The organism is Yinghuangia soli, from assembly GCF_021502675.1.
Classification (GTDB): Bacteria; Actinomycetota; Actinomycetes; order Streptomycetales; family Streptomycetaceae; genus Yinghuangia; species Yinghuangia soli.
The window spans coordinates 41,122-61,435 of record NZ_JAKFHA010000022.1 but is presented as its reverse complement, the minus strand read 5'-3'; the positions used below and the strand labels follow the sequence as shown (position 1 = coordinate 61,435).

16 protein-coding genes, 1 pseudogene and 1 riboswitch are annotated in these 20,314 nt (G+C 72.8%); of the genes and pseudogenes, 4 read left to right on the top strand and 13 right to left on the bottom strand.

The features are described from left to right. Positions 1–4 precede the first annotated feature (4 nt). Entirely contained in the window at positions 5–1,159 is a 1,155-nt protein-coding gene (macS, locus tag LZ495_RS29095; RefSeq protein WP_235055913.1) for a MacS family sensor histidine kinase, read from the bottom strand. Between the two features lie 68 nt (positions 1,160–1,227). Continuing rightward, the gene (locus LZ495_RS29090) at positions 1,228–2,055 is read right to left on the bottom strand and encodes a lysophospholipid acyltransferase family protein (protein WP_235055912.1); all 828 of its coding nucleotides are present in this window, start codon (positions 2,053–2,055) and stop codon (positions 1,228–1,230) included. 269 nt (positions 2,056–2,324) lie between these two features. On the opposite strand from LZ495_RS29090, the gene LZ495_RS29085 reads away from it, so the two are divergent. Together LZ495_RS29085 and LZ495_RS29080 are read left to right on the top strand one after the other, a co-directional pair. After that, the gene (locus LZ495_RS29085; RefSeq protein ID WP_235055911.1) at positions 2,325–3,194 is read left to right on the top strand and encodes an alpha/beta hydrolase; all 870 of its coding nucleotides are present in this window, start codon (positions 2,325–2,327) and stop codon (positions 3,192–3,194) included. Positions 3,195–3,196: 2 nt separating this feature from the next. Then, positions 3,197–4,150 (top strand): hypothetical protein, encoded by a 954-nt coding sequence (locus LZ495_RS29080; protein ID WP_235055910.1) that lies wholly within the window; start codon positions 3,197–3,199, stop codon positions 4,148–4,150. A 69-nt stretch (positions 4,151–4,219) separates the two neighbouring features. Here LZ495_RS29080 and LZ495_RS29075 read toward each other — a convergent pair whose 3' ends face one another. From LZ495_RS29075 to LZ495_RS29045, 7 genes are all read right to left on the bottom strand, one after another. Continuing rightward, the gene (locus LZ495_RS29075; RefSeq protein ID WP_235055909.1) at positions 4,220–5,509 is read right to left on the bottom strand and encodes an HAD family hydrolase; all 1,290 of its coding nucleotides are present in this window, start codon (positions 5,507–5,509) and stop codon (positions 4,220–4,222) included. A gap of 156 nt (positions 5,510–5,665) precedes the next feature. Beyond that, the gene (locus LZ495_RS29070; protein WP_235055974.1) at positions 5,666–6,655 is read right to left on the bottom strand and encodes a 2-hydroxyacid dehydrogenase; all 990 of its coding nucleotides are present in this window, start codon (positions 6,653–6,655) and stop codon (positions 5,666–5,668) included. A 178-nt stretch (positions 6,656–6,833) separates the two neighbouring features. Continuing rightward, positions 6,834–7,772, bottom strand: coding sequence for an ROK family glucokinase (locus LZ495_RS29065; RefSeq protein ID WP_235055908.1), 939 nt, complete (start codon positions 7,770–7,772; stop codon positions 6,834–6,836). A 104-nt stretch (positions 7,773–7,876) separates the two neighbouring features. Continuing rightward, on the bottom strand, positions 7,877–8,266 hold the full coding sequence (locus LZ495_RS29060; RefSeq protein WP_235055907.1) for a DUF5304 family protein: 390 nt from the start codon (positions 8,264–8,266) through the stop codon (positions 7,877–7,879). Positions 8,267–8,348: 82 nt separating this feature from the next. Continuing rightward, entirely contained in the window at positions 8,349–9,563 is a 1,215-nt protein-coding gene (locus LZ495_RS29055) for an ArsA family ATPase (RefSeq protein ID WP_235055906.1), read from the bottom strand. Positions 9,564–9,617: 54 nt separating this feature from the next. Continuing rightward, on the bottom strand, positions 9,618–10,076 hold the full coding sequence (locus tag LZ495_RS29050; RefSeq protein ID WP_235055905.1) for an SRPBCC family protein: 459 nt from the start codon (positions 10,074–10,076) through the stop codon (positions 9,618–9,620). Positions 10,077–10,174: 98 nt separating this feature from the next. Beyond that, positions 10,175–10,942, bottom strand: coding sequence for a metallophosphoesterase family protein (locus tag LZ495_RS29045; protein ID WP_235055904.1), 768 nt, complete (start codon positions 10,940–10,942; stop codon positions 10,175–10,177). A gap of 195 nt (positions 10,943–11,137) precedes the next feature. Here LZ495_RS29045 and LZ495_RS29040 point away from each other — a divergent pair, with 195 nt between their 5' ends. Next, positions 11,138–12,943: an AMP-dependent synthetase/ligase gene (locus LZ495_RS29040; protein WP_235055903.1), complete on the top strand. Its 1,806-nt coding sequence runs from the start codon at positions 11,138–11,140 to the stop codon at positions 12,941–12,943. 76 nt (positions 12,944–13,019) lie between these two features. On the opposite strand, the gene LZ495_RS29035 is transcribed toward LZ495_RS29040, so the two are convergent. Continuing rightward, on the bottom strand, positions 13,020–14,201 hold the full coding sequence (locus LZ495_RS29035) for a glycosyltransferase family 4 protein (protein ID WP_235055902.1): 1,182 nt from the start codon (positions 14,199–14,201) through the stop codon (positions 13,020–13,022). A gap of 9 nt (positions 14,202–14,210) precedes the next feature. On the opposite strand from LZ495_RS29035, the gene LZ495_RS45390 reads away from it, so the two are divergent. Beyond that, positions 14,211–15,566 carry a glycosyltransferase 87 family protein gene (locus LZ495_RS45390; RefSeq protein ID WP_372498658.1) on the top strand — a complete coding sequence of 452 codons (1,356 nt, stop codon included), beginning with the start codon at positions 14,211–14,213 and terminating at the stop codon, positions 15,564–15,566. Here LZ495_RS45390 and LZ495_RS29025 read toward each other — a convergent pair. From LZ495_RS29025 to LZ495_RS29015, 3 genes and pseudogenes are all read right to left on the bottom strand, one after another. Next, positions 15,547–16,524, bottom strand: a pseudogene (locus tag LZ495_RS29025) (M48 family metallopeptidase); the annotation flags it as partial. The gene LZ495_RS45390 and the pseudogene LZ495_RS29025 sit on opposite strands and share 20 nt — an antisense overlap. A 301-nt stretch (positions 16,525–16,825) precedes the next feature. Beyond that, positions 16,826–18,217, bottom strand: coding sequence for a gluzincin family metallopeptidase (locus tag LZ495_RS29020; RefSeq protein WP_235055900.1), 1,392 nt, complete (start codon positions 18,215–18,217; stop codon positions 16,826–16,828). A 108-nt stretch (positions 18,218–18,325) separates the two neighbouring features. Next, positions 18,326–19,411 carry a C40 family peptidase gene (locus LZ495_RS29015; protein WP_235055899.1) on the bottom strand — a complete coding sequence of 362 codons (1,086 nt, stop codon included), beginning with the start codon at positions 19,409–19,411 and terminating at the stop codon, positions 18,326–18,328. Positions 19,412–19,423: 12 nt separating this feature from the next. Beyond that, a riboswitch (cyclic di-AMP (ydaO/yuaA leader) is annotated at positions 19,424–19,579 on the bottom strand. Positions 19,580–20,314 lie beyond the last annotated feature (735 nt).

Genomic DNA, 20,314 nt, shown 5'->3' with positions numbered 1-20,314 from the left:
CGCGTCAGCTCTCCGCGACGGACGGGCGCGGCAGGCGGAGTTCGACCTCGGTGCCCTGGCCGGGGATCGAGGTGAGCAGTGCGGTGCCGCCGACGTCGCGCAGGCGGCCTTCGATGGACTGCGAGACGCCGAGGCGCCCGGCCGCGCGGGCTTCTTCGAGGCGGCCGGGCGGGATGCCGGGGCCGTCGTCGCGGACGCTGACGATGATCTCGTCGGGTTCGTCCTCGAGGAGGATCCACGCGCGGGCGCCGTCGCCCGCGTGCCGCCAGACGTTGTCGAGGGCCGCCGAGGTGGCGGCGACGAGTTCGCGGGCGACGGGGGTGGGCAGCAGGACGGGCGTGCCGGGCGAGGCGATGCTGACCCGGGCGCCCGCGAGGCGGCCGAGCAGGGTGCGGACGTCCTGGCGGGCCGGGTCGGTGCCGACGCCGGAGCCGGGCAGGTCGTCGGCCTCCAGTTCGGCCGGGGCGTCCGAGACGAGTTGGCGCAGCGCGGCTTCCTGCTCGCCGGCCAGCCGGCCGAGTTCGGCCGCGTCGCCGCCGATCTCCGCGCCGCGGCGCTGCACGAGGGCCAGGACTTGCAGGACGCTGTCGTGGATGTCCCGGGCCAGGCGCTCGCGTTCGCGGGTCGCGGCCTCCAGCTGGATGGCCCGGGCGAGGGCGCGCTCGCTGGCCCGGGCGAGTTCGACGACGTAGCCGATGGCGGTCGCGGCCAGCATCATCAGCACTATGTTGTGCACGTTGCTCTGCGCGACCTCGCCGCGCTCGGCGACGTTGGCCGCACCGGTGAGCAGCGCGGCGACCGCGCCGGTCTGCCAGCCGCCCATGATCGCCCAGGCCAGCACGGGCGAGGACGACCACACCGTGGGCAGGGTCATGGAGCCTTCGGCGACCCGGGCCGGGTCGTCCAGCCAGCGGGTGGCCAGCACGCTGCCCATCGCGAGCGCGAGGTCGATGCCGAGCGCCGGCCAGCGGCGCAGCTCGGGCTTCTCGAAGGCGTACATGGTGTACGCGGTCCATACGGTGAGGACGCCCATGACGGCCCAGCCGCCGAGCGGGTAGCGGTACTCGTCGGCCACCGTGACGTATTGCCCGAGCGCGTAGCCGAGCGCCAGCAGCCGGAAGACCGCAAGTGCGCGCCACAGCGGTTGTTCGACCGACATCCGTTTCCTCCCCCGGTACGGGTGTGCGGGTCCGCGCGGGCGCGGATCAGCGGGCGCGGATCAGCGGATCAGCCGGACTTGGTGCCGCTCTCCGGGGTCCCGCCGGTGGTGTCCTCGGCGGGCTTGGCGGCGGGCTTGGCAGCGGATTCCGCCTCGACCTTGGCCTTGGCGGCGGCCTCCGCCTTGGCGGCCTTGTCGGCCGCGGCGGCCAGCTTGCGCGCCTCGGTGATGGCCTTCTTGGCGTCCGCCGCGTACACGTCGACGTACTCCTGGCCGGACAGCTCCATCAGCGCGTACATGATCTCGTCGGTGATCGAGCGGAGGATGAAGCGGTCGTCCTCCATGCCCTCGTACCGGGAGAAGTCGAGCGGCTCGCCGATCTTGATGCCGACCCGCATGACCTTGGGGATGACCTTGCCGGGCGGCTGGATCTTCTCGGTGTCGATCATGACGACCGGGATGACCGGGGCGCCGGACTCCAGGGCCATGCGCGCGATGCCGGTCTTGCCGCGGTACAGGCGGCCGTCCGGCGAGCGGGTGCCCTCGGGGTAGATGCCGAGCAGCGCCTGGTGGCCGAGCACCTTGAGGCCGGCGTTGAGCGCGGCCTCGCTCGCGGTGCCGCCGGTGCGGTCCACCGGCACCTGGCCCGCGCCGCGGAAGAACGCCGCGGTGAGCCGGCCCTTGATGCCGCGTCCGGTGAAGTAGTCGCTCTTCGCCAGGAACGTCACGCGCCGCGGCACCATCGCGGGCAGGAAGAACGAGTCGGAGAAGGAGAGGTGGTTGCTCGCCAGGATCGCCGGACCGCGCTCCGGGATGTTCTCGCGCCCCTCGACCTCGGGGCGGAAGAACAGCCGCAGAAGCGGGGCGATGATGGCCTTCATCAGCCGGTAGAACAACCCTGACCTCCTCGTGAACCGACTCGAACCTTAAGGCATGGCTACGTGCGGGTCGGTCAGGACCGACGGTTGGCCGGCAGGCCGCGGTGGTGCGTCGCCTGGGCGGGCGTACGCGGCTGTACGGGGTGTGCGGACCCGTGGGAGCATTCCCGTGGGCCAGGCCCGGAGCACCTCCGCCGAGCCTCCGCAGAGTGCCCGGTGCACCGTCGACGGGACCCGCAGGGCCCGCACGGACCGCCAGCCCGCGAGGAAGTGAGAGGAGCCGCCCGGTGTCGATCCTGCCTGGTGCCGAGCCGTACCACCATGACGGAGGCCGGGTCGGCTTCCTGCTGAGCCACGGCTTCACCGGCTCCCCGCAGTCGATGCGCCCGTGGGCCGAGCACCTCGCCGCGGGCGGTCTGACGGTCTCGCTGCCCCTGCTTCCCGGTCACGGTACGCGGTGGCAGGACATGCAGATGACCACTTGGCAGGACTGGTACGCCGAACTGGAGCGCGCATTCGACGCGCTGCGCTCGCGCTGCGACTTCGTCTTCGTCGGCGGCCTGTCGATGGGCGGCACGCTGGCGCTGCGGCTGGCCGAGCTGCGCGGCGACCAGGTCGCCGGGCTGGTGCTGGTCAATCCCGCGGTGCACGCCGACGACGCGCGGCTGAAGGCGCTGCCGGTGCTCAAGCACCTGGTGCGCTCGCTGCCCGGCATCGGCTCGGACATCCGCAAGGAGGGGGTCGCCGAGCTGGCGTACTCCCGCATGCCGCTCAAGCCCCTGCACTCGCTGGCGAAGGCGTGGCCGCTGGTGCAGGCGGACCTGCCGCAGGTCACGCAGCCGGTGCTGCTGTTCCGCTCGCCGCAGGACCACGTGGTGGCGCCGGCGAACTCCGAGACCGTCCTGGCCCGGATATCGTCGACGGATGTGACCGCGGAACTGCTGCCCGACAGCTACCACGTGGCCACGTTGGACAACGACGCGGAGCGGATCTTCTCGGGCACCCTGGAATTCGTCCGCCGCCTGACTGCGTTCGACACGGACAGCACCGACAAGCCCGACGAGGCCCTCCCGGCCGCGGCGGGCGAAGCGGCCGGCAGCCAGGCCGACGCCGGGGACGGCGCCGAGGGCGACGGCAAGGACGACGCGAAGGACTGAGAGTGCCAGGACGCGGCAACGGGCTCGACGCGGAGGCGTACAAGCCCCTCACCGACCTCGATCCCGAGTACGCCGACGACATGCTCGATACGCTCCGGACCGAGGGCGTGGCCGCCTACGTGACGCCCCTCGACCAGGAGCCCGACCTCCTGCGGCTGTGGGTGGACGCGGCGGCGACCTCGCGTGCCCGCGCGCTGCTGCGCGAGCGCCGCGAGGAGTGGGAGGAGTGGGAGCTCGCCGAGGAGGCGGGCACCGAAGCCGGCGCCGATGCCGGGTCGGCCGAGAGCGCACGCGCCGAGTCCGCACCGGCGGACCCTGTGTCCGAGCCGGTCTCCGAGCCGGTCTCCGAGGCAATGTCCGAGCCGATGTCCGAGGCCACCGCGGAGGCGAAGGCCGAGGCCAAGGCGGAGGCCAAGCCCGACGCCAAGCCGGGCACGAAGTCCGCGGACGCCGCCCAGGTGCCCGACGAGGACGAGCTCTGGGCGCAGATCGTCGCCGGGTTCGACACCGAGGTGACCGACCCGGTGCCGCGCTGGCCGGTGGCCGAGGACGTCGACGCCTCCGGATCGGGCGACCGCAAGAGCAACGTCACGCGGTCCGGCGACGGATCGTTCCGGGTGGGCGTGCCCACCACGCCCGGCCCGCGCGACTGGTCGCCCGCCGACGGACGCCCCGAGGACGGCGAGCCGGACGAGCTGGACGAGGACCCCGACGACCACTTCGTACCGCCGCCCCCGCCCCCGCTGCCCAAGACCGATCTGGCCACCAAGATGGCCTGGATCGCCCTGCTCGGCGGGCCGCTGTTCCTGCTCGGCGTGGTCCTGCTGGGCCGGCCGATCGGCGAGTGGACGACGTTCATGGCGATCGCGGTGTGCGGCGGCGGCTTCATCGCGCTGGTGTCGCGCCTGCGGCACGACCACGACGAGGACGACCCGGACGACGGCGCGGTCGTCTAGCACCTGCGGATGCCGCTGCGGGGCCGGCCCGGGAGAATCCCGGGGCCGGCCCCGCAGTGCGTCGGCCGGTCAGCCGTGGACCCGGTCGACCTGGTCCGGCACCACGTTCCCCGCGTCGTCCAGCAGCGGCGCCTTGCTGCCGTCCGGGTTGACGTAGCCGGCCGTCGAGCAGGGGTACGGCGTCGCCTTCTGCCCGCGCGGCTCGATGAACATCGGCTGCACGAGCCAGCGCCCGTCGGCGTTCGCGTAGGCGCGGCACATCAGTTCGGTCTTCTGCCGGTTGACCGCCAGCCGCAGGCCGGTCGCGTCGCGCACGAAGGTGGCGTCGGTGTCCGAGTCCCCCGCGCCGAACTTCTGCCGCCGTTCGGCGGGCTGCAGCTCGTAGGCCTTGGCCCCGCGGACCCCCAGGATGTCCTGGTTGACGAAGCAGCGCTTCCCGTCCAGGTAGGTGATCACGGTGTTGTCCGCGGCGCCGCCGCAGCCGCGGATGTCGTACGTGCGCTTGCCGTTCCGGGTGCGGCTGTCGATGCCCACGACCTCGTCCGGCGCGATGCCGAGCGAGCGGCCCCAGACCTGGACGACGGTCTGCGGCGACGCGGTGATGATCCGCACGTCGAAGCCTGCGCGCTTCAGCACCGCGATCAGGTCCCGCTGCTGGTCGTAGTAGCGGACCCAGCCGGTGACCTGCTTGGTGCCGACCTGCTGGAGGGTGCCGACCGGGGCGGCGAGGTTCTCGGCGCGGGCGGCGGCCGCGAAGCCGGCCACCTCGCGCTCGGTGTAGCCGGCGAGCAGCTGGTTCGCCCATGCGTACGCGGGCTCCATGCGGCGGTGGTCGTACCCGGCGAAGGCGGCCGCACCTGCCGTGGAGGTGCCGCTGCTGTACACCGACAGGATCTCGTCGGCGCAGTCCGCGTCGGTCCCGGTGGGCAGCGGACGCCCGGCCGGGGTGGCGGTGCCGCAGGCCGCGGACAGCGCCGCGGAGGCGGCCGGGGTCAGGTACGGGCTGGTCCGCGACCAGTCCTTGCCGGGCGGCTGCCGGATCTTGCCGTTGCGCAGGGACCAGAACGTCGTGGCGTCGCCGACGTCGTTCTTCACCACGGTGTTGTCCCAGTCGAACAGCGCCAGCGGGCGCGGTCCGTGGCGTCCGGCGTTCCGGCCGCAGCGGCCCGCCTCGTCGATGAACTCCTGGAGCGCCGCCCGGTTTTCGCCGTACCACGGAAGGCTCGCGTCGAGCGTCGGGCAAGGCCGCGCGCCGCCTCCGCCGTGCCGCTCCGCCGCGTCCGCGCCGGACACCGGCAGCAGCACCGATGCCGCCAGCCCCAGACCCGTGACCGCTCCCGCCCATCGTCGAGCCCGCATCGGCCGCCCCCTTCGCCTGTGGTGATGTGTGGCGCAGTTGTACGGCGCGCCCCACGTGCCCCACAAGACGTCGGCGGCAACGTAATACGATCTTTACAATGGTCATCGGGCAGACCATTGACCAATCGATCTTGCTGCCCGACCAGGCCCGCCCCGCTACGCGGTCAGCGTGTTCTCGGTCGTCCGGCCGGCCAGGAAGTCCGCGACGTTGCGGACCGTGGTGCCGAGGATCTGGTCGACCGCTTCCTGCGTGAAGAACGCCTGGTGCGAGGTGACCAGCACATTCGGGTACGTCATGAGCCGGGCCAGGACGTCGTCGGTGACCACCCGGTCGGACAGGTCGCGGTAGAAGAAGTGCTCCTCTTCCTCGTAGACGTCCAGCGCGACGCCGCCGAGCAGCCCGCGGCGCAGCGCTGCCACCAGCGCGAAGGTGTCGACCAGGCCGCCGCGGCTGGTGTTCACCAGCAGGGCGTCCTCGCGCATCGCGTCCAGTGCGGCGGCGTCGATGAGGTGGTGGGTCTCCGGGGTCAGCGGCACATGCAGGCTGACCACGTCGGAGCGCGAGAGCAGCTCCGGGAGTTCGACGTACTCCATGCCCAGCTCGCGGCAGGCGGGGTTCTCCGCGATGTCCCAGCCCAGCAGCTCGCAGCCGTGCCCGTGGGCGATCCGGGTGAACACCTCGCCGATCTTGCCGGTGCCCACCACGCCGACGGTCTTGCCGTGCATGTCGCGGCCCAGCAGCCCGTCCAGCCGGAAGTCGAAGTCGCGCGTGCGGATGATCGCCCGCGGCAGGTGCCGGTTCGCGGCCTGGGCGAGCGCCCAGGCGAACTCCGCGACGGAGTGCGGCGAATAGTGCGACACCCGCATGACCGTGATGCCGTACCGCGCGGCGGCGTCCAGGTCGATGTTGTTGAAACCGGTGGAGCGCTGCGTGACCAGGCGCGTCCCGCCCGCGGCGAGGCGGCGCAGCACCTCGGCGTCCGCCTTGGAGTTGACGTTGGTGGACACCAGTTCGTGGCCGGCCGCCAGGACCGCGGTGTCCTCGTCGAGGTTCACGTCCAGGCAGCGCAGCGCGTGGTGCCCGTCGAAGGCCTTGACGAGCAGCGGCCGCTCGTAGCTCTCGACTCCGTAGGCCAGGATCTCCATGCGCTGCGTCACCGCTTCCGTGCGTACCGGTCGGACATCTCCGACCCTACGCACCCAAAGTCGACATGGACGACTCGAAACAGGCTCTCCGGGCATGGCGAACGCCCGGAAGGACCAAAGGCCTTGGCGGGACGCGGACCAACGTCGCGGCAGCGCGGTCCGACCGGACGCCCGCGGCTCAGCAGCGGGCCAGGTCGGCCGCCCCCACGAGTCCCGCCTCCGGGCCCAGCTTCGCGACCAGCACCTCCGCGCCCGGGCGGTGGCCGCGGGTGAGGACGCGCTGGTACGCGGCCAGCGTGGGCTGCAGCAGCAGGTCGCCGGCCTCGGAGACGCCGCCGCCCAGCACGAATGCGCTCGGGTCCAGCAGCGCGGCGAGGTCGGCCATGCCCTGGCCGAGCCATTCGCCGATGTCGGTGAACGCGGCCAGCGCGACCGGGTCGCCCAGCCGCGCGGCCTGTGTGACGTGCGGGCCGCGGATGCCCTCGGGGGTGCCGTCGCCGAACGCGAGGAGCTTCTCGGCGGCGTGCGGTTCGCCGGCCGCCCGCTCGCGGGCGAACCGGGTGAGCGCGTTGCCGCTCGCGTACTGCTCCCAGCAGCCGTAGTTGCCGCAGCCGCAGGGCAGGCCGTCCGGGACGACGCGCATGTGGCCGGGCTCCCCCGCGATGCCGTGCCGGCCGCGGACCAGCCGGCCGTCCTGCACGATCGCGCCGCCGATGCCGGTGCCGACGGTCAGGCACACCACGTCGTCGTGCCCGACGCCCGCACCGAAGCGGACCTCGGCCCAGGCGGCCGCGTTCGCGTCGTTCTCGACCACGACCGGCAGCCCGGTCAGCGCCTGGATGCGGTCGCGCAGCGGCTCGTCCACCCAGGCCGAGACGTTCGCGGAGAACATCACGGTGGCGCGGTCCGCGGCGATGAAGCCGGCCGCGCCCAGGCCGACGGCCTCGACCTCGCGGTCCTGGCACAGGTGCCGGACGGCGTCGCCGATCGCCTCGGCGACCGCGTCGGGCTCGCCGGGAGTGGGCACCTTCACGCGGTCGAGGACCACGCCCGCGGCGTCCACGACGCCGGCCAGGATCTTGGTGCCGCCGATGTCGACGCCGATCGTCAGTCCCATGTGGTGTGTCGTCCTCGGTGATTCGGTGGCCGGTGCTCAGGTGCCGAGATGCTGCTCAGATGCTCAGATGCTCAGGGGCTCAGGGGCTCAGGTGCCGCGGGGGCTCAGGTGCCGCGGGGCTCGTCGTCCGGGGCGTCCAGGTCCACGCGCTGCGCGGGTGCCGCGCGCGAGGCCCAGCGGCGCTCCTTGTCGGCCACGAACGACCGGTACGCGGCCATCAGTTCGAAGCCCGCCGCACCCAGGTGCGCGGCCGCTTCGGGGTGCTTCCTGAGGAGCGGCTCCACGACGCGCTGGCGGACCTCGCCCAACTGCCCGACGACCGCCTCGGCCAGCTTGCGGGCCTCTTCGGCCAGCCGCTCGCCGGGCTCGCGCCGGTCGCCGTCCTGCGGATGCTCCCGGGCGCCGGATTCGTCCGGGCCCGGCTCGGTGCGCGCGCCCGGGATCGGGTCCGCGACGCCCGTCCAGGGGTCGTCGGGTCCGTCGGTCGTCTTCATCGGAGGCTCCACCTGCAGCATTCTCCCGGGTGAGCGGGTGTTCGGGCGAACTCTGCAGGCCGACCGCGGTGCGGGCGCCGCGTCATGTCCGCATCCACACGGCCGGATCCGGGACGAACCGGACGCGCAGCATTCCGCCGCGCAGCCCGGCGCCTTCGATCGTGCAGCGCCGCAGCGCGGACGGCAGCGGGATGAGGCGGCGGTGCGCCCCCACGGTCACCACGAGTTCGTCGCCGCGGCGCAGCAGGTCCAGGTCGCCGCGCTCGGCACCGGGCAGCGGGACGACGAGGACCAGGCGCTCGCCGTCCGCCTCGACGCCGAACGGGCCGTACGACTCGGTCCCGCCGAGCGCGTCGGACGCCTCGCCGGGCAGCGCGACGCCCGGCACCGGCGGCAGGCTCTCCGCGAATTCGGCCAGCGCGTCGCTGCCCAGCGGTTCGTCGTCGGCCGCGCCCACCGCGGCCACCCCGGCGCCGGGGAACAGCGCACGCAGCGAAGTCCCGCGCTCGCGCGGCAGCGTGGCGCCGTGCGGCACGGCGTTGACGATCACGTCGTCGACCCGGCGCCCGTAGAGCGCGAGGGCGGCGGCGGCCCGCCGGTCGGTGGCGGCCGCGACCGCGCCGGACCGGGTGACCAGCCGGACGCTGGTGCCGGGGGCGTCGAGGACGGCCCGCACCGCGTCGAGTTCGCCGATCACGCGCCGGGCCGTCTCGTACAGCCATTCGTCCGGCATCGGCACGCCGGCCACCGCGGCCAGCACCGGGCGCAGCGCGCGGGCGGCCTGGCGTTCGACGGGCAGCAGCCGGTCGAGGTAGCGGGCCAGCGACTCGGGGAGGGCGAGGGCCAGGGCGGTGCGGTCGACGGGCGGGAGGTCGACCACGATCAGGTCCCACAGCGGTCGCGGGGCCGGGCCGGACGGGTCCTCGGCGGCGCCGGCGTGCCGGGCCAGCACGCGCAGTGCGAGCGCGTCGGCCGCGCCCGGGACCGCGGTGATCTCCTCGGGGTCCAGCGGGTCGACCCCGATCAGCGCCAGCACGCCGCGCAGCTGGTCCTGGACCAGCAGGAACTCGCGTTCGAACTCCTCCCGCACCGCGACGCGGGCGGCGAAGAACCGCGGCTCGACCTCGACCGGTTCCGAGCCGAGCGCGACGCCGAGCACGGTCTCCGCGTCGGCGGTGCCGTCGGCGGCCAGCAGCAGGGTGCGCGTACCGGCCCGGGCCGCGGCGGCCGCGGTCGCCGCGGCGACGGTGGTGCGCCCCGCGCCGCCCGTGCCAGTGACCAGCAGGACCCTGGTCATGCGCGGGCCCCGCACGGGCGCGGGCGGATCAGGGGCTGCCGGGACGCCAAACCCTCAGCCGTTCTTCGCGGCGCCGGGGCGCTGCTCGACCCGCTTCTTGAGGCCGGACAGCGCGCGGTCGATGATGACCTTCTCGGCCTTGCGCTTGATCATCCCGAGCATCGGGATCTTGACGTCGACGCGCAGTTCGTAGGTGACCTCGGTGCCGGTGCCCAGCGGCCGGAGGCTGTAGGAACCGTCCAGCGACTTGAGCATCTGGCTGCTCACCAGCGTCCAGCGCACCTCGCGGTCGCCGTCCCAGGTGTAGGCGAGCACGTGCTCGTCCTTGATCGCGCCGGCGTCCAGCACCAGGCGGACGCGCGTGCCGCGGCCGAGCTGCTCGTCCTTCTCCAGGACCTCGGCCTCTTTGACCTCGCCGGTCCAGTCCGGGTATTCGGAGAACCCCGCGATGACCGCCATGACCTCGGCCGGCGTGGCGTCGATCGTGATGCTCGATCTGGTCCGTTCCGCCATCGTCAGCAGCCCTCCGGGAAGCCTTCAGCCCTGCGCGCCGCCCCGGGCGGGGACGCTGCGGTTCCTTGCGAAGGCTATCGCGCCGCGCCGCCCGAGGGTCACCAGGACAGCGCGAAGGGGCGTCCGGTGGCCTGGAAGTGCCCGACGTTGATGCACTCGGTCCGCCCGATGCGCATCCGCCGGGCGAGCGGCTGGTGCACGTGCCCGAACAGGGCGTAGTCCGGCTGCATGGTGCGGATCGCATCGAGGACGGCTTCGCTGCCGCGCTCGAAGCGGCGCGCCACCACGTCGTAGGTGAGCTCGGGGACGGCCGGCGGGATGTGCGAGCACAGCACGTCGACCTTGCCCAGGGCGGCCACCTTGGCGGCGTACTCCTCGTCGGAGATCTCGTACGGGGTGTGCATGGGGGTCTTGAGGCCGCCGCCGACGAAGCCGAAGGTGCGGCCGCCGATCTCGGTGGTGGCGCCGTCGAGCACGGTGACGCCGTCGCGCGCGTAGTCCTTCCAGAGCGCGGGCAGGTCGACGTTGCCGTACGTCAGATAGGTGGGGTCCGGGAAGGCCGCGAACAGCTCGGCGTACTGCCGCCGCACCGCCTTCTCTATGGCGGCCTGCGGATCGGTGCCGAGCGAGGCCCACAGCGAGCGGGAGAAGTCGCGGGCCTCGGCGAAGCGCTTGGCATTGCGCAGGCCGACCAGGTGCACGGCGTTGTCGAGGCCGAAGAGCTCGGGGAAGATCCCCTGCGTCAGGTCGTGGTAGTCGATGAAAAGGATGAGATCGCCGAGGCACACGAGTGCATCGGCACCGTCCCCCGCCCGGGCCAGCGCCCCCGCCTCGCCGTGTACATCGCTCACCACATGGACCCGCATGTCCGCAGCGTACCGGCGCCCGCCGCCGCCGTGTCCGGCGCCGGTTCGCATACTCTCGAAGGTACGGGTGCGGCGAAACGATGCGGCAGAGCCCGAGGTGAGCCAGGGCACAGGATTGTCACAACCCCTGTCACTCGGACCTTACCGGCTAGTAACGTTCGCCCGACCACTGGCAACGCCATCAAGGAGCAGTCCGTGCGCGAGTTCAGCGTCCCGGCCGTGGCCGAGGTACCTGCGGCAGGCAACCTGACCGACATCATCAGGACCAACGCCACCGAGGCCCCGGACACCCCCGTTCTCTCCCGCAAGGTGGGGGGCCGCTGGACCGACGTGTCCTCCGTGCAGTTCAAGGCCGAGGTGTACGCGGCGGCCAAGGGCCTGATCGCGTCCGGCATCGGCCCGGGCGACCGGGTCGGCCTCATGTCCCGGACCCGCTACGAGTGGTGCCTGCTGGACTTCGCGATCTGGTCGGCGGGCGCGGTCACCGTGCCGATCTACGAGACCTCCTCGGCCGAGCAGGTGTCCTGGATCCTGGCCGACTCCGGTGCGAAGGCGTGCATCGTGGAGTCCGCCGGGCACGAGGCGATGGTGGCCGGCATCCGCGGCAACCTCCCCGAGCTCGCGCACGTGTGGCGTATGGACGAGGGCGACACCCCCGGGGTCGAGGCTGCGCTGGCCGAGGCCGGTGCCGGGCTCGGCGACGACGCGGTCGACGCCCGCTGCGCGGAGCTCACCGGGGAGTCGACCGCGACGCTCATCTACACCTCCGGCACCACCGGCCGCCCCAAGGGCTGCGTGCTGACGCATCGCAACTTCTACGGCGCGTCCACCAACCTCATCGAGCAGCTCGAGGACCTCTTCAGCGTCGAGAACCCGTCCTGCCTGCTGTTCCTGCCGCTGGCCCACGTGCTCGGCCGCGAGCTGCACGTGATCTGCATGCAGGCCCGGGTGCGCACCGGCCACTGTCCGGACATCAAGCAGCTGACCGGCGAACTGGCCGAGTTCAAGCCGACCTTCGTGCTGGCCGTGCCGCGCGTGTTCGAGAAGGTCTACAACTCCGCGACGGCCAAGGCCGAGGCGGACGGCAAGGGCAAGATCTTCAAGAAGGCCGCGGACACCGCGATCGCGTACAGCGAGGCGCTGGACGCCGGCGGCCCGGGCTTCGGTCTGCGCGTCAAGCACGCGATGTTCGACAAGCTGGTGTACGGCAAGCTGCGCGCCGCGCTCGGCGGCCGCTGCAAGTACTCGGTCTCCGGCGGCGCCCCGCTGGGCACCCGGCTCGGGCACTTCTACCGCGGCATCGGGCTGACCATCCTGGAGGGCTACGGCCTGACCGAGTCGACCGCGGCCACCACGCTGAACCCGCCGAACGCGGTGCGCATCGGCAGCGTCGGCCGCCCGATCCCGTCCTCCGCGGTGCGTATCGCGGACGACGGCGAGATCCTGCTCAAGGGCGTCAACATCTTCTCCGGCTACTGGCACAACGACGTGGCCACCGAAGAGGCGTTCGAGGACGGCTGGTTCCGCACCGGCGACCTGGGCGAGCTCAGCGACGAGGGCTACCTGTCGGTGACCGGCCGCAAGAAGGAGATCCTGGTGACCGCGGGCGGCAAGAACGTCGCCCCCGCGGTGATCGAGGACCGCATCCGCGCGCACTCGCTGATCAGCGAGTGCATGGTGGTGGGCGACGCCCGGCCGTTCGTGGCCGCGCTGGTCACCATCGACCCGGAGACCTTCCCGCGCTGGAAGGAGCTGAACGGCAAGCCGGCCGACGCCGAGGTCGCCGACCTGCTGGACGACGCGGACCTGCTGGCCGCGGTCCAGGAGGCGGTGGACGAGGGCAACAAGGCGGTCTCGAAGGCCGAGGGCGTCAAGAAGTTCCGCATCCTCACCATCAACTTCACCGAGGAGAGCGGCCACCTCACGCCGTCCATGAAGCTCAAGCGCAACCTGGTGCTCAAGGACTTCGCGGCGGACGTGGAGACCATCTACACGAAGTGACGCCGGACCGGCCGGCTCCGCGGGTGCCCGCGGAGCCGGCCGGCGGCTCGGAACGCTCCCGAGGGGGCTGACCGGTTCACGCGCCTTCGGCGCGGTAGCCGAGCAGTCCCCTCAGCCGTTCCGCCAGCAGGTCCCAGCGCCAGGACTCCTCGACCCAGCGGCGGCCGCGCTCGCCCATCGCCTTGGCCTTGACCGGGTCGAGCAGGAGCTCGGCGACCCGGTCCGCGGTCTGCGCGGGCGAGCGGCCGTCCACCACGTAGCCGGTCTCGCCGTCGAGCACCGCGTCGGGGGCACCGCCGGAGTTCCCGGCCACCACCGGGCGGCCGACTGCGGACGCCTCCAGGTAGACGATGCCCAGGCCCTCCACGTCCAGGCCCTTGCGCCGGGTGCGGCAGGGCATCGCGAAGACGTCGCCGGCCTCGTGGTGCGCGGGGAGTTCGGCCCACGGGACGGGGCCGGTGAAGACCACCGACCGGCGTACCCCGACCTGGTCCACCAGCTTCTCCAGGTCGCCGCGGTACGGGCCGCCGCCCACGACGAGCAGCGCGGCGTCCGGGACGCGGCGCAGGATCTCCGGCATCGCGCGGATCAGCGTGTCCTGGCCCTTGCGCTTCACCAGGCGCGATACGCACACCGCGACCGGCCGGTCGGAGAGCCCGTGCCGGGCCCGCACTTCGTCGCCGCCGACGCCGGGCCGGAAGACGGACTCGTCGACGCCGGGCGGCAACTGCACCATGCGCGCGGCCGCTTGCGGACTCAGCACCGGAGCGATCTTCGAGCGGGTGTACTCGCCCAGATAGGTGACGGTGTCGACGCTGTCGCCGATCCGGCGCATCAGGCCGCGCGAGACCGGGAGTTGGGCCCAGCCCGCCTCGTGCCCGTGGGTGGTGGCCACCAATCGGGTGACGCCGGCCTCGCGGAGCCCGACGCCCATCAGGCCGAGCGGCGCGGCGGCGCCGAACCACACCGCATCGCATTTCTCGGCCTGCGCGATCTCCTTCGCCCGGCGGAACACCCAGGGGTTGGGGACCATCATCTTGGTCGCGTCGCGCACCACGGGGAACGGCTGTTCGCGGTCGAACACGCGGACTTCCGCGTTGTCCTTCCACGAGGACGTGTACACGACCACGCTGTCCGACGGCAGCCGCAGTGCCATCGAATGGACGAACGACTGGATGCCCCCGGGACGCGGCGGGAAGTCGTTGGTGACGATCAGGGTCCTGGTCGTCGGCGCGCGGCCGGTCTGTTCGCTGTTCATCGGGTCCCGATGATTTCAGACGTTATGGTGGCGCGCACGACGGCCGAAGGGCGGCAGGTGCGACCGGGCAGCGACGAGGAGAGCATGAGCCGCGAATCCCGCTGGAGCATCGCCGCCGCGTGGGCGGTCTCGCGCGCTTGGCTGTTCCTGGTGACGCTCGGCGTGCTGTACAACCCGTACCCGATCGTCACCGACGACGTCCGGTACACGTACTTCGGCTGGTACGAGATCCTGCGCGCCGGGTCCTTCCCGATCGGCGACGTCACGTGGCAGTACCCGCCGGGCGCCGCGGGCGCGTTGCTCCTCCCGGGTCTGCTGCCGCTGTCCTACCCGACCGCGTTCTTCACGCTGATGCTGGCGGCCGACCTGGCCGCCCTGGTCTTCCTGCTGCGCGGCCCCTCGCGGCTGGGCGCGATGCTGTGGGTGGCCGCGGTGCCGGTGCTCGGCCCGATGATCCTGTCCCGGTACGACCTGCTGGTCACCGCACTCGCGGTCGCCGCGCTGTCGTGCGCCGCCCGCCCCCGGGTGAGCGGCGTGCTGACCGGCGTCGCGGCGGCCATAAAGGTGTGGCCGGTGCTGCTGCTGATCGGCGCGCCGCGCGGGCGCCGGCTGTACGAGGCGGCGCTGTGGACGCTGGTCGGTGCGGGTGCCGTGGTGCTCGGCTTCGCCGCGGCGCTGCCGGGGGCCTTCGACTTCGTGACCGCGCAGCGCGACCGCGGCATCGAGATCGAGGCGGTGGCGGCCACGCCGTTCCACATCGCCCGCGCGTACGGCTGGTCGGGCGAGGCCCGGTTCACCTACGGCTCGATGGAGTTCCTCGGCCCGCACATCGCGGCGGCCGGCCGGATCTGCCTGGCGGCCAGCGCACTCGACCTGGTGTGGCTGCTGCTGTGGCGGCGGCAGGCGCAGCGCTGGACGCACGCGACGATGCCCGATGCGGCGCTCACCGCGGTGCTGCTCTTCGTGGTGACCAGCCGGGTGCTCAGCCCGCAGTACATGGTGTGGCTGATCGGCCTGGCCGCGGTGTGCCTGACCCGGCGCGAGACCACGCAGCGGCCCGCCGCCGTGCTGATCCTGCTCGCCGTGCCGCTGACCACCTGGGAGTTCCCGGTGTGGTTCGGCTGGCTGGCGGCGAGCGAACCGCAGGCGGTCGCGGTGCTCGCGGCCCGGAACGTCCTGCTGGTCGCCGCGGCGGTCTGGTCCGCGCGGCGGCTGTGGAACGGTTCGCGCGAACCGGAGTTCACGGCCGCGGACTGGCCGGCACCGGTTCCCCGTGCAGCCGCGCCCAGTCCCGCGCCAGCGCGATCCGGTCCACCGTCGCCGGATGCGACCCGAACAGGACGTGCAGCACCGGGTTCGGTGTGAGGTTGGACCGGTTGGCCAGCGCCAGCCGGCGCTGCATCGCGATCATCCCCTCGGGGTCCCGGGTCAGGTCCAGAGCGTGCACGTCCGCCCGGGTCTCCAGGCGGCGGCTGATCAGCATCTGGGCCGGCCCGGACAGCGTGGCGACCACCGCGACCACGGCCATCAGCAGTGCCAGCGCCCGCGGATCGGCCGCGCTGTCCGCCCCCGCGCGGCGCAGCAGCGGCTGCCAGGTCACCAGCAGCCCGGCCGCGCAGACGCCCGCGGCCAGTCCGGCGGCGCCGATCAAGGTGCCGTGCAGGACGTCGTTGCGCTTGGCGTGGCCGAGTTCGTGCGCGGTGATCAGCTCGATCTCGCGCGCGGTCGCGGTCTGCACGGTCGTGTCGTACACGACGATGCGGCGCGTCGAACCGAAGCCGGAGACATAGGCGTTCAAGGCGGTCGTGCGCCGCGACGCGTCGGCGACCAGCACGTCCTCGACCGGCACGCCGTCCTTCTCGGCCAGCTGCATGAGCGAGGTGCGGAGCGGCCCGTCCGGCATCGGGTGGAACTTGTTGAACGCCGGCTCGACCAGCAGCGGGTAGAGGAACGAGATCGCCACCACGAGCAGCGCGCCGGCCCCGGCCGCGATCGGCCAGGCGGCCCGGGGCCAGTGCCGCAGCAGGGCGAAGAACGCGACGAGGACGGCGAGCAGCAGCCCCGACGACATCGCGAAGCCCTTGGCCAGGTCCAGCCACCAGCCCGGCCAGGTCTGCACGGACAGGCCGTGCCGGCGCCGGACCACCTCCAGCCGGGCGTCGAAGGGCAGCGCGACGAGCCGGCCGACGACCAGCAGCGCGAGTCCGCCGAGCAGCACCTGCCACACCCAGCCGCCGCCGAACGGCCGGGCCACCGCGGTGACCAGGCGCGCGCCGAGCGGGGTGAGCCCGAGCAGCAGCGTGACCGCCAAGGACAGCGCCATGGCGAGGTAGACCGGCGGGCGGGCCTGTTCGGCGAGGGCCCGGCCGCGGGCGATCTCGGCCGCGGAGAAGTCGCGGGCCGCGTCCGGGGCGGTCGCCCCGCCGGGCACGTCCGGCAGCGGCCGCCACGGCGTGGTGAAGGCGACCGCGGCCAGCAGCACGACCGCGGTGACCGCGAGGCAGAGCACCAGCACCTTCTGGCCGCTCATCGGTCCTTCTCCCCCTCCGCGGCAGGCGACGCCGGGCCATCGCCCGGCTCCGCGATCGTACGGCGCACCGGGTGCGGGGGCCGACCGCGGCGGCCTACTTCACCTGGGCCTTCACGTACGCGACCCACTTGGCGGTGAATTCCGCGGGCGTGGTGCCGAGCACCGACGTGAACGCCTCGGCCAGCCGCGCCGTCTGGTCGGGCGGCCCGGCACCGCCGGCCGGCGGGGCGCCGACCGCGCGGTAGAAGTCGACGAGCTTGGTCCCGCCCCATTGCTCGGCGATCATGCGGCAGGCCAGCCAGCCCATCTCGTAGGCCTGCGGGAGGGAGTCCTGGGTGGTCTCGAACTGCTCGTCGGACGGCAGTTGCGCGGGCACCTTGCCGTCCCGCACGTCGCGGCGCAGTTCGGGGGCCGCGCTGCGGATGGTCTGCCCGGAGTTCAGGTACCCGATGTAGTCGGCGAAGCCCTCGGAGAGCCAGGTCGGCGTCCAGTTGCGGGTGGCCGCCCGGCTGGCCACGTGGGCGATCTCGTGGGTCATCACGACCCGGCGCTCCACCGTGCCCAGTTCGCGGAACGCCTCGGGGTTCACGATGATCCGGTCGGCGGCCGCCTCGTCGGGGCCCGCGCCGCGCTCGCCGGTGGTGACCGCGGCGATGCGCGCGTACTTCTGCGGTTCGGCGCCGAGCAGCTCGGCCATCTGCTCCTGGTCGGCGGGCACCACCAGGACGGTCTTGCCGGCCCAGTCCGGGCCCCAGACCGCGGTGACGTCGGGGACCGCGGTCTCGACGTCCTTCTGGTACGCGCTCAGGTCGGCGTTCGCGCCGACCCCGAGGATGATGCCGGACCTGGTCTGCAGCACGGTCACCGGGCCGAGGTCCCAGACCTGGGCCGCACTCGGCTGCCCGGCCGCCGCGCCGTCGCCGTCCGCGGCGATGTACCAGGCGCCGTCGCGCTGCACGAAGGTGAGGAACTGCGGGCTGCGCAGCGGGGCGGCGTCGAGGCCGGCGATCCGGTACGCGAGGTCCACGTGCGCGGTGAAGACGGCGGTGCCGCCGAGTTCGGCGCGGCGTACCGCCGGAAGAGTGAATGCATCGGGGGTGACGAGCTCGTAGTCCCAGGACGCGAAGGGGATCTGCGCGGCATTGCCGAACGAGGCCGCCTGCACCGCCCGGAAGGCGGTGGCCTGCGGGTCGACGGTGGCCAGGTAGGCGGCCTGGTCGCGGTCCCGCACCGCGGCGGCCCGGCGTTCGAGCAGCCGGACGATCTCGTCGTGGCGGGTGACGTCCAGGCGGCCGGTGCCCGCGGGCCGGTCGGCGGCCTGCCCGGGTTCCGGGGTGCCGCTCGCAGCGGCGCGCGGGGGGCTCGATCCGCTGCCGCCCAGGCTGAGGTTTCCCAGGGCGATTCCGGCGGCGACCACGAGGCAGAACGCCACGAGTGCCAGGAACCACCGCGGGATCCGTCGCGCCGTCAGGCTCCGGTCGTCCACGGACTGATCGTACGAGACCGCACGCGGAGGCACCCGCCGAGCGCAGGCCGGCCCGGGGCGGGCCGGCCGTGTGCGTGGCGCAGGGCCGGGGCGTGCGCGGTGCGCTGCCTAGGAGATGCGGCGGACGTCCTTGACCGGCATCGAGTTCAGCGGGGCGTAGCGCACGTTGGTGCCGGGCTTCGGCGCGTGGATTATCTGACCGCCACCGGCGTAGATCCCGACGTGCGAGGCGCTGCTGTAGTAGATGACGATGTCGCCCGGCTGGATCTGGGAGACCGGGACGCTGCGTCCGGCGCCGCCCTGGGACTGCGAGGTGCGCGGCAGCGTGACGCCGGCCTGCTTCCAGGCGTACCCGGTGAGGCCCGAGCAGTCGAACGAGCTGGGACCGGTGGCGCCGTACACGTACGGCTTGCCGATCTGGGCCGCGGCGGCCGCGACCGCGGCACCGGCCCGGCCGGAGACCGGGACGTCGACCTTCGGGGCCTCGACCTCGGGCTTGGCCGACGGCTTCGGCGAGGTGGGCGTGCGGGTGTCGTCGCGCGAGGCGCGGTCGGTGGCCGACTCGCCGTGGCCGTCGTCCGCGAGGATCGCGTCGCGCTCGGCCTTGGTGAGGGTGTTGAGAAGGGTCTGCGCCTTCTGCAGCTTCGCCTCGACCTCGGCCTTCTTGGCCGAGAGGTTCTTGCGCGTCTCCTCGAGCTGGCCGAGCTTCTGCGAGGCCTCGGCGCGCTCCTGGTCGAGGATGCGCTTCTTCGCCTGGATCTGGACCAGGGACTCGGCCTGGTGCGAGGTGACCTGGTCGAGGGCGGACGCCTTGCGCAGGTACTCGTCCGGCTGCTCGGAGAGCAGCAGCTGCAGCGTCGGGTCGATGCCGGCGCTGCGGTACTGGGCGCTGGCCATCGCGCCCATGGTGCCCTGCAGCGCGAGGAGGTCGGACTGCTCCTTGGCGATCCGCTCCTGGATCTGGGCGACCTGGCCCTGGAGTTGCTCCGACTTCTCCTGGAAGCCGTTCATCTCCTCGGTGGCCACCTCGGCCTGGTGGGTCAGCTCGTTGATCTGAGCCTTGACCTGGTCCTTGGACGGTGCGGGGTCGGCCTGGCTCATGCCGGGCGACAGCGCGACCGCGGTGGCCGCGGCGGCGGTCAGGACGCCGACGCGCGCCTTGCTCGGCTTCTTGGGCCGTCGATGGGACGCCACGCAGGCGAACTCCGTTCTTCCTCCGGCCGCCTACCGGGTGAGCTGACGGGTTCGGGCTGGAAGCAAGCCCTACAGTGCGGCATGCCGCACCGATTCACCCCAGGGAACCGGGTCCCCGGTTCCGGACCGGCCCCCCGTGGGCCGCGCCGGATTCGGCGGGAGCCCCCGCCGCCACCCTGGCTGGGCGGTCGTCCGCGCGGGCACTCAGCCAGAGACATTAGTGACCCGGCCTTGATCCGTTCAAATCAATCCGCAAAGTTTTACGAGAAAGCCTCGGATTAAGGCTTCCGGAGGCACGGAACGTGGTCAGAGGGCGACCATCTGTTCATATTTTCGCGGCGGCTTCCGGCGTGCCGCCGGGGCCGGCGCGGGCGGCGTCCGGGCCTCCGGAACGCTGCGCGGAGGCGGGTCTTCGCGCAGGTCAGGCTCGTAGCGCAGGGGTTTTCCGAGCCCTTCGGCGGCGAGTGCCGCGATGGCCTCCAGGGTTTCCGGACCCAGTTCGAGGCATCCGGCAATTCCGGAATTCCGCCCTACGGGCGAATCACCCGTATCGGTGCCGGAACGCCGTTTTGTGGGATTTCCCACCCGAGTCAGAGCGTGTCGGCAGGCAGGCGCCGCCGTCCGAGAGTCATGACTTTGATCCGAAAAGTCCGATTTATCGGACAGAATTTCGGGCACCGCGCAATCGCCACACGCCGGTCCTCGGGCACGGCACGTACGGCAGCAGACCCACATGGTCGTCCACCCCTTCCGCTGCGTATCCGTTGAGCTTCCGTTGGAGCGAAGTACTCGTGGCATCCACGGTAGGGACGGGCACTGACACAACGTCACATGTCAACCACGGCAGTCGAGATGGGACGTAGTGCAAAGGGGCGCGGGAGCGCTTGCGGGGGATTGCGAGCG

Coding starts and splice junctions, on each gene's coding strand:
- macS (WP_235055913.1), bottom strand. CDS start 1,159: ATGTCGGTCGAACAACCGCTGTGGCGCGCACTTGCGGTCTTCCGGCTG.
- LZ495_RS29075 (WP_235055909.1), bottom strand. CDS start 5,509: ATGCGGGCTCGACGATGGGCGGGAGCGGTCACGGGTCTGGGGCTGGCG.
- LZ495_RS29070 (WP_235055974.1), bottom strand. CDS start 6,655: ATGGAGATCCTGGCCTACGGAGTCGAGAGCTACGAGCGGCCGCTGCTC.
- LZ495_RS29065 (WP_235055908.1), bottom strand. CDS start 7,772: ATGGGACTGACGATCGGCGTCGACATCGGCGGCACCAAGATCCTGGCC.
- LZ495_RS29060 (WP_235055907.1), bottom strand. CDS start 8,266: ATGAAGACGACCGACGGACCCGACGACCCCTGGACGGGCGTCGCGGAC.
- LZ495_RS29055 (WP_235055906.1), bottom strand. CDS start 9,563: ATGACCAGGGTCCTGCTGGTCACTGGCACGGGCGGCGCGGGGCGCACC.
- LZ495_RS29050 (WP_235055905.1), bottom strand. CDS start 10,076: ATGGCGGAACGGACCAGATCGAGCATCACGATCGACGCCACGCCGGCC.
- LZ495_RS29045 (WP_235055904.1), bottom strand. CDS start 10,942: ATGCGGGTCCATGTGGTGAGCGATGTACACGGCGAGGCGGGGGCGCTG.
- LZ495_RS29035 (WP_235055902.1), bottom strand. CDS start 14,201: ATGAACAGCGAACAGACCGGCCGCGCGCCGACGACCAGGACCCTGATC.
- LZ495_RS45390 (WP_372498658.1), top strand. CDS start 14,211: ATGATTTCAGACGTTATGGTGGCGCGCACGACGGCCGAAGGGCGGCAG.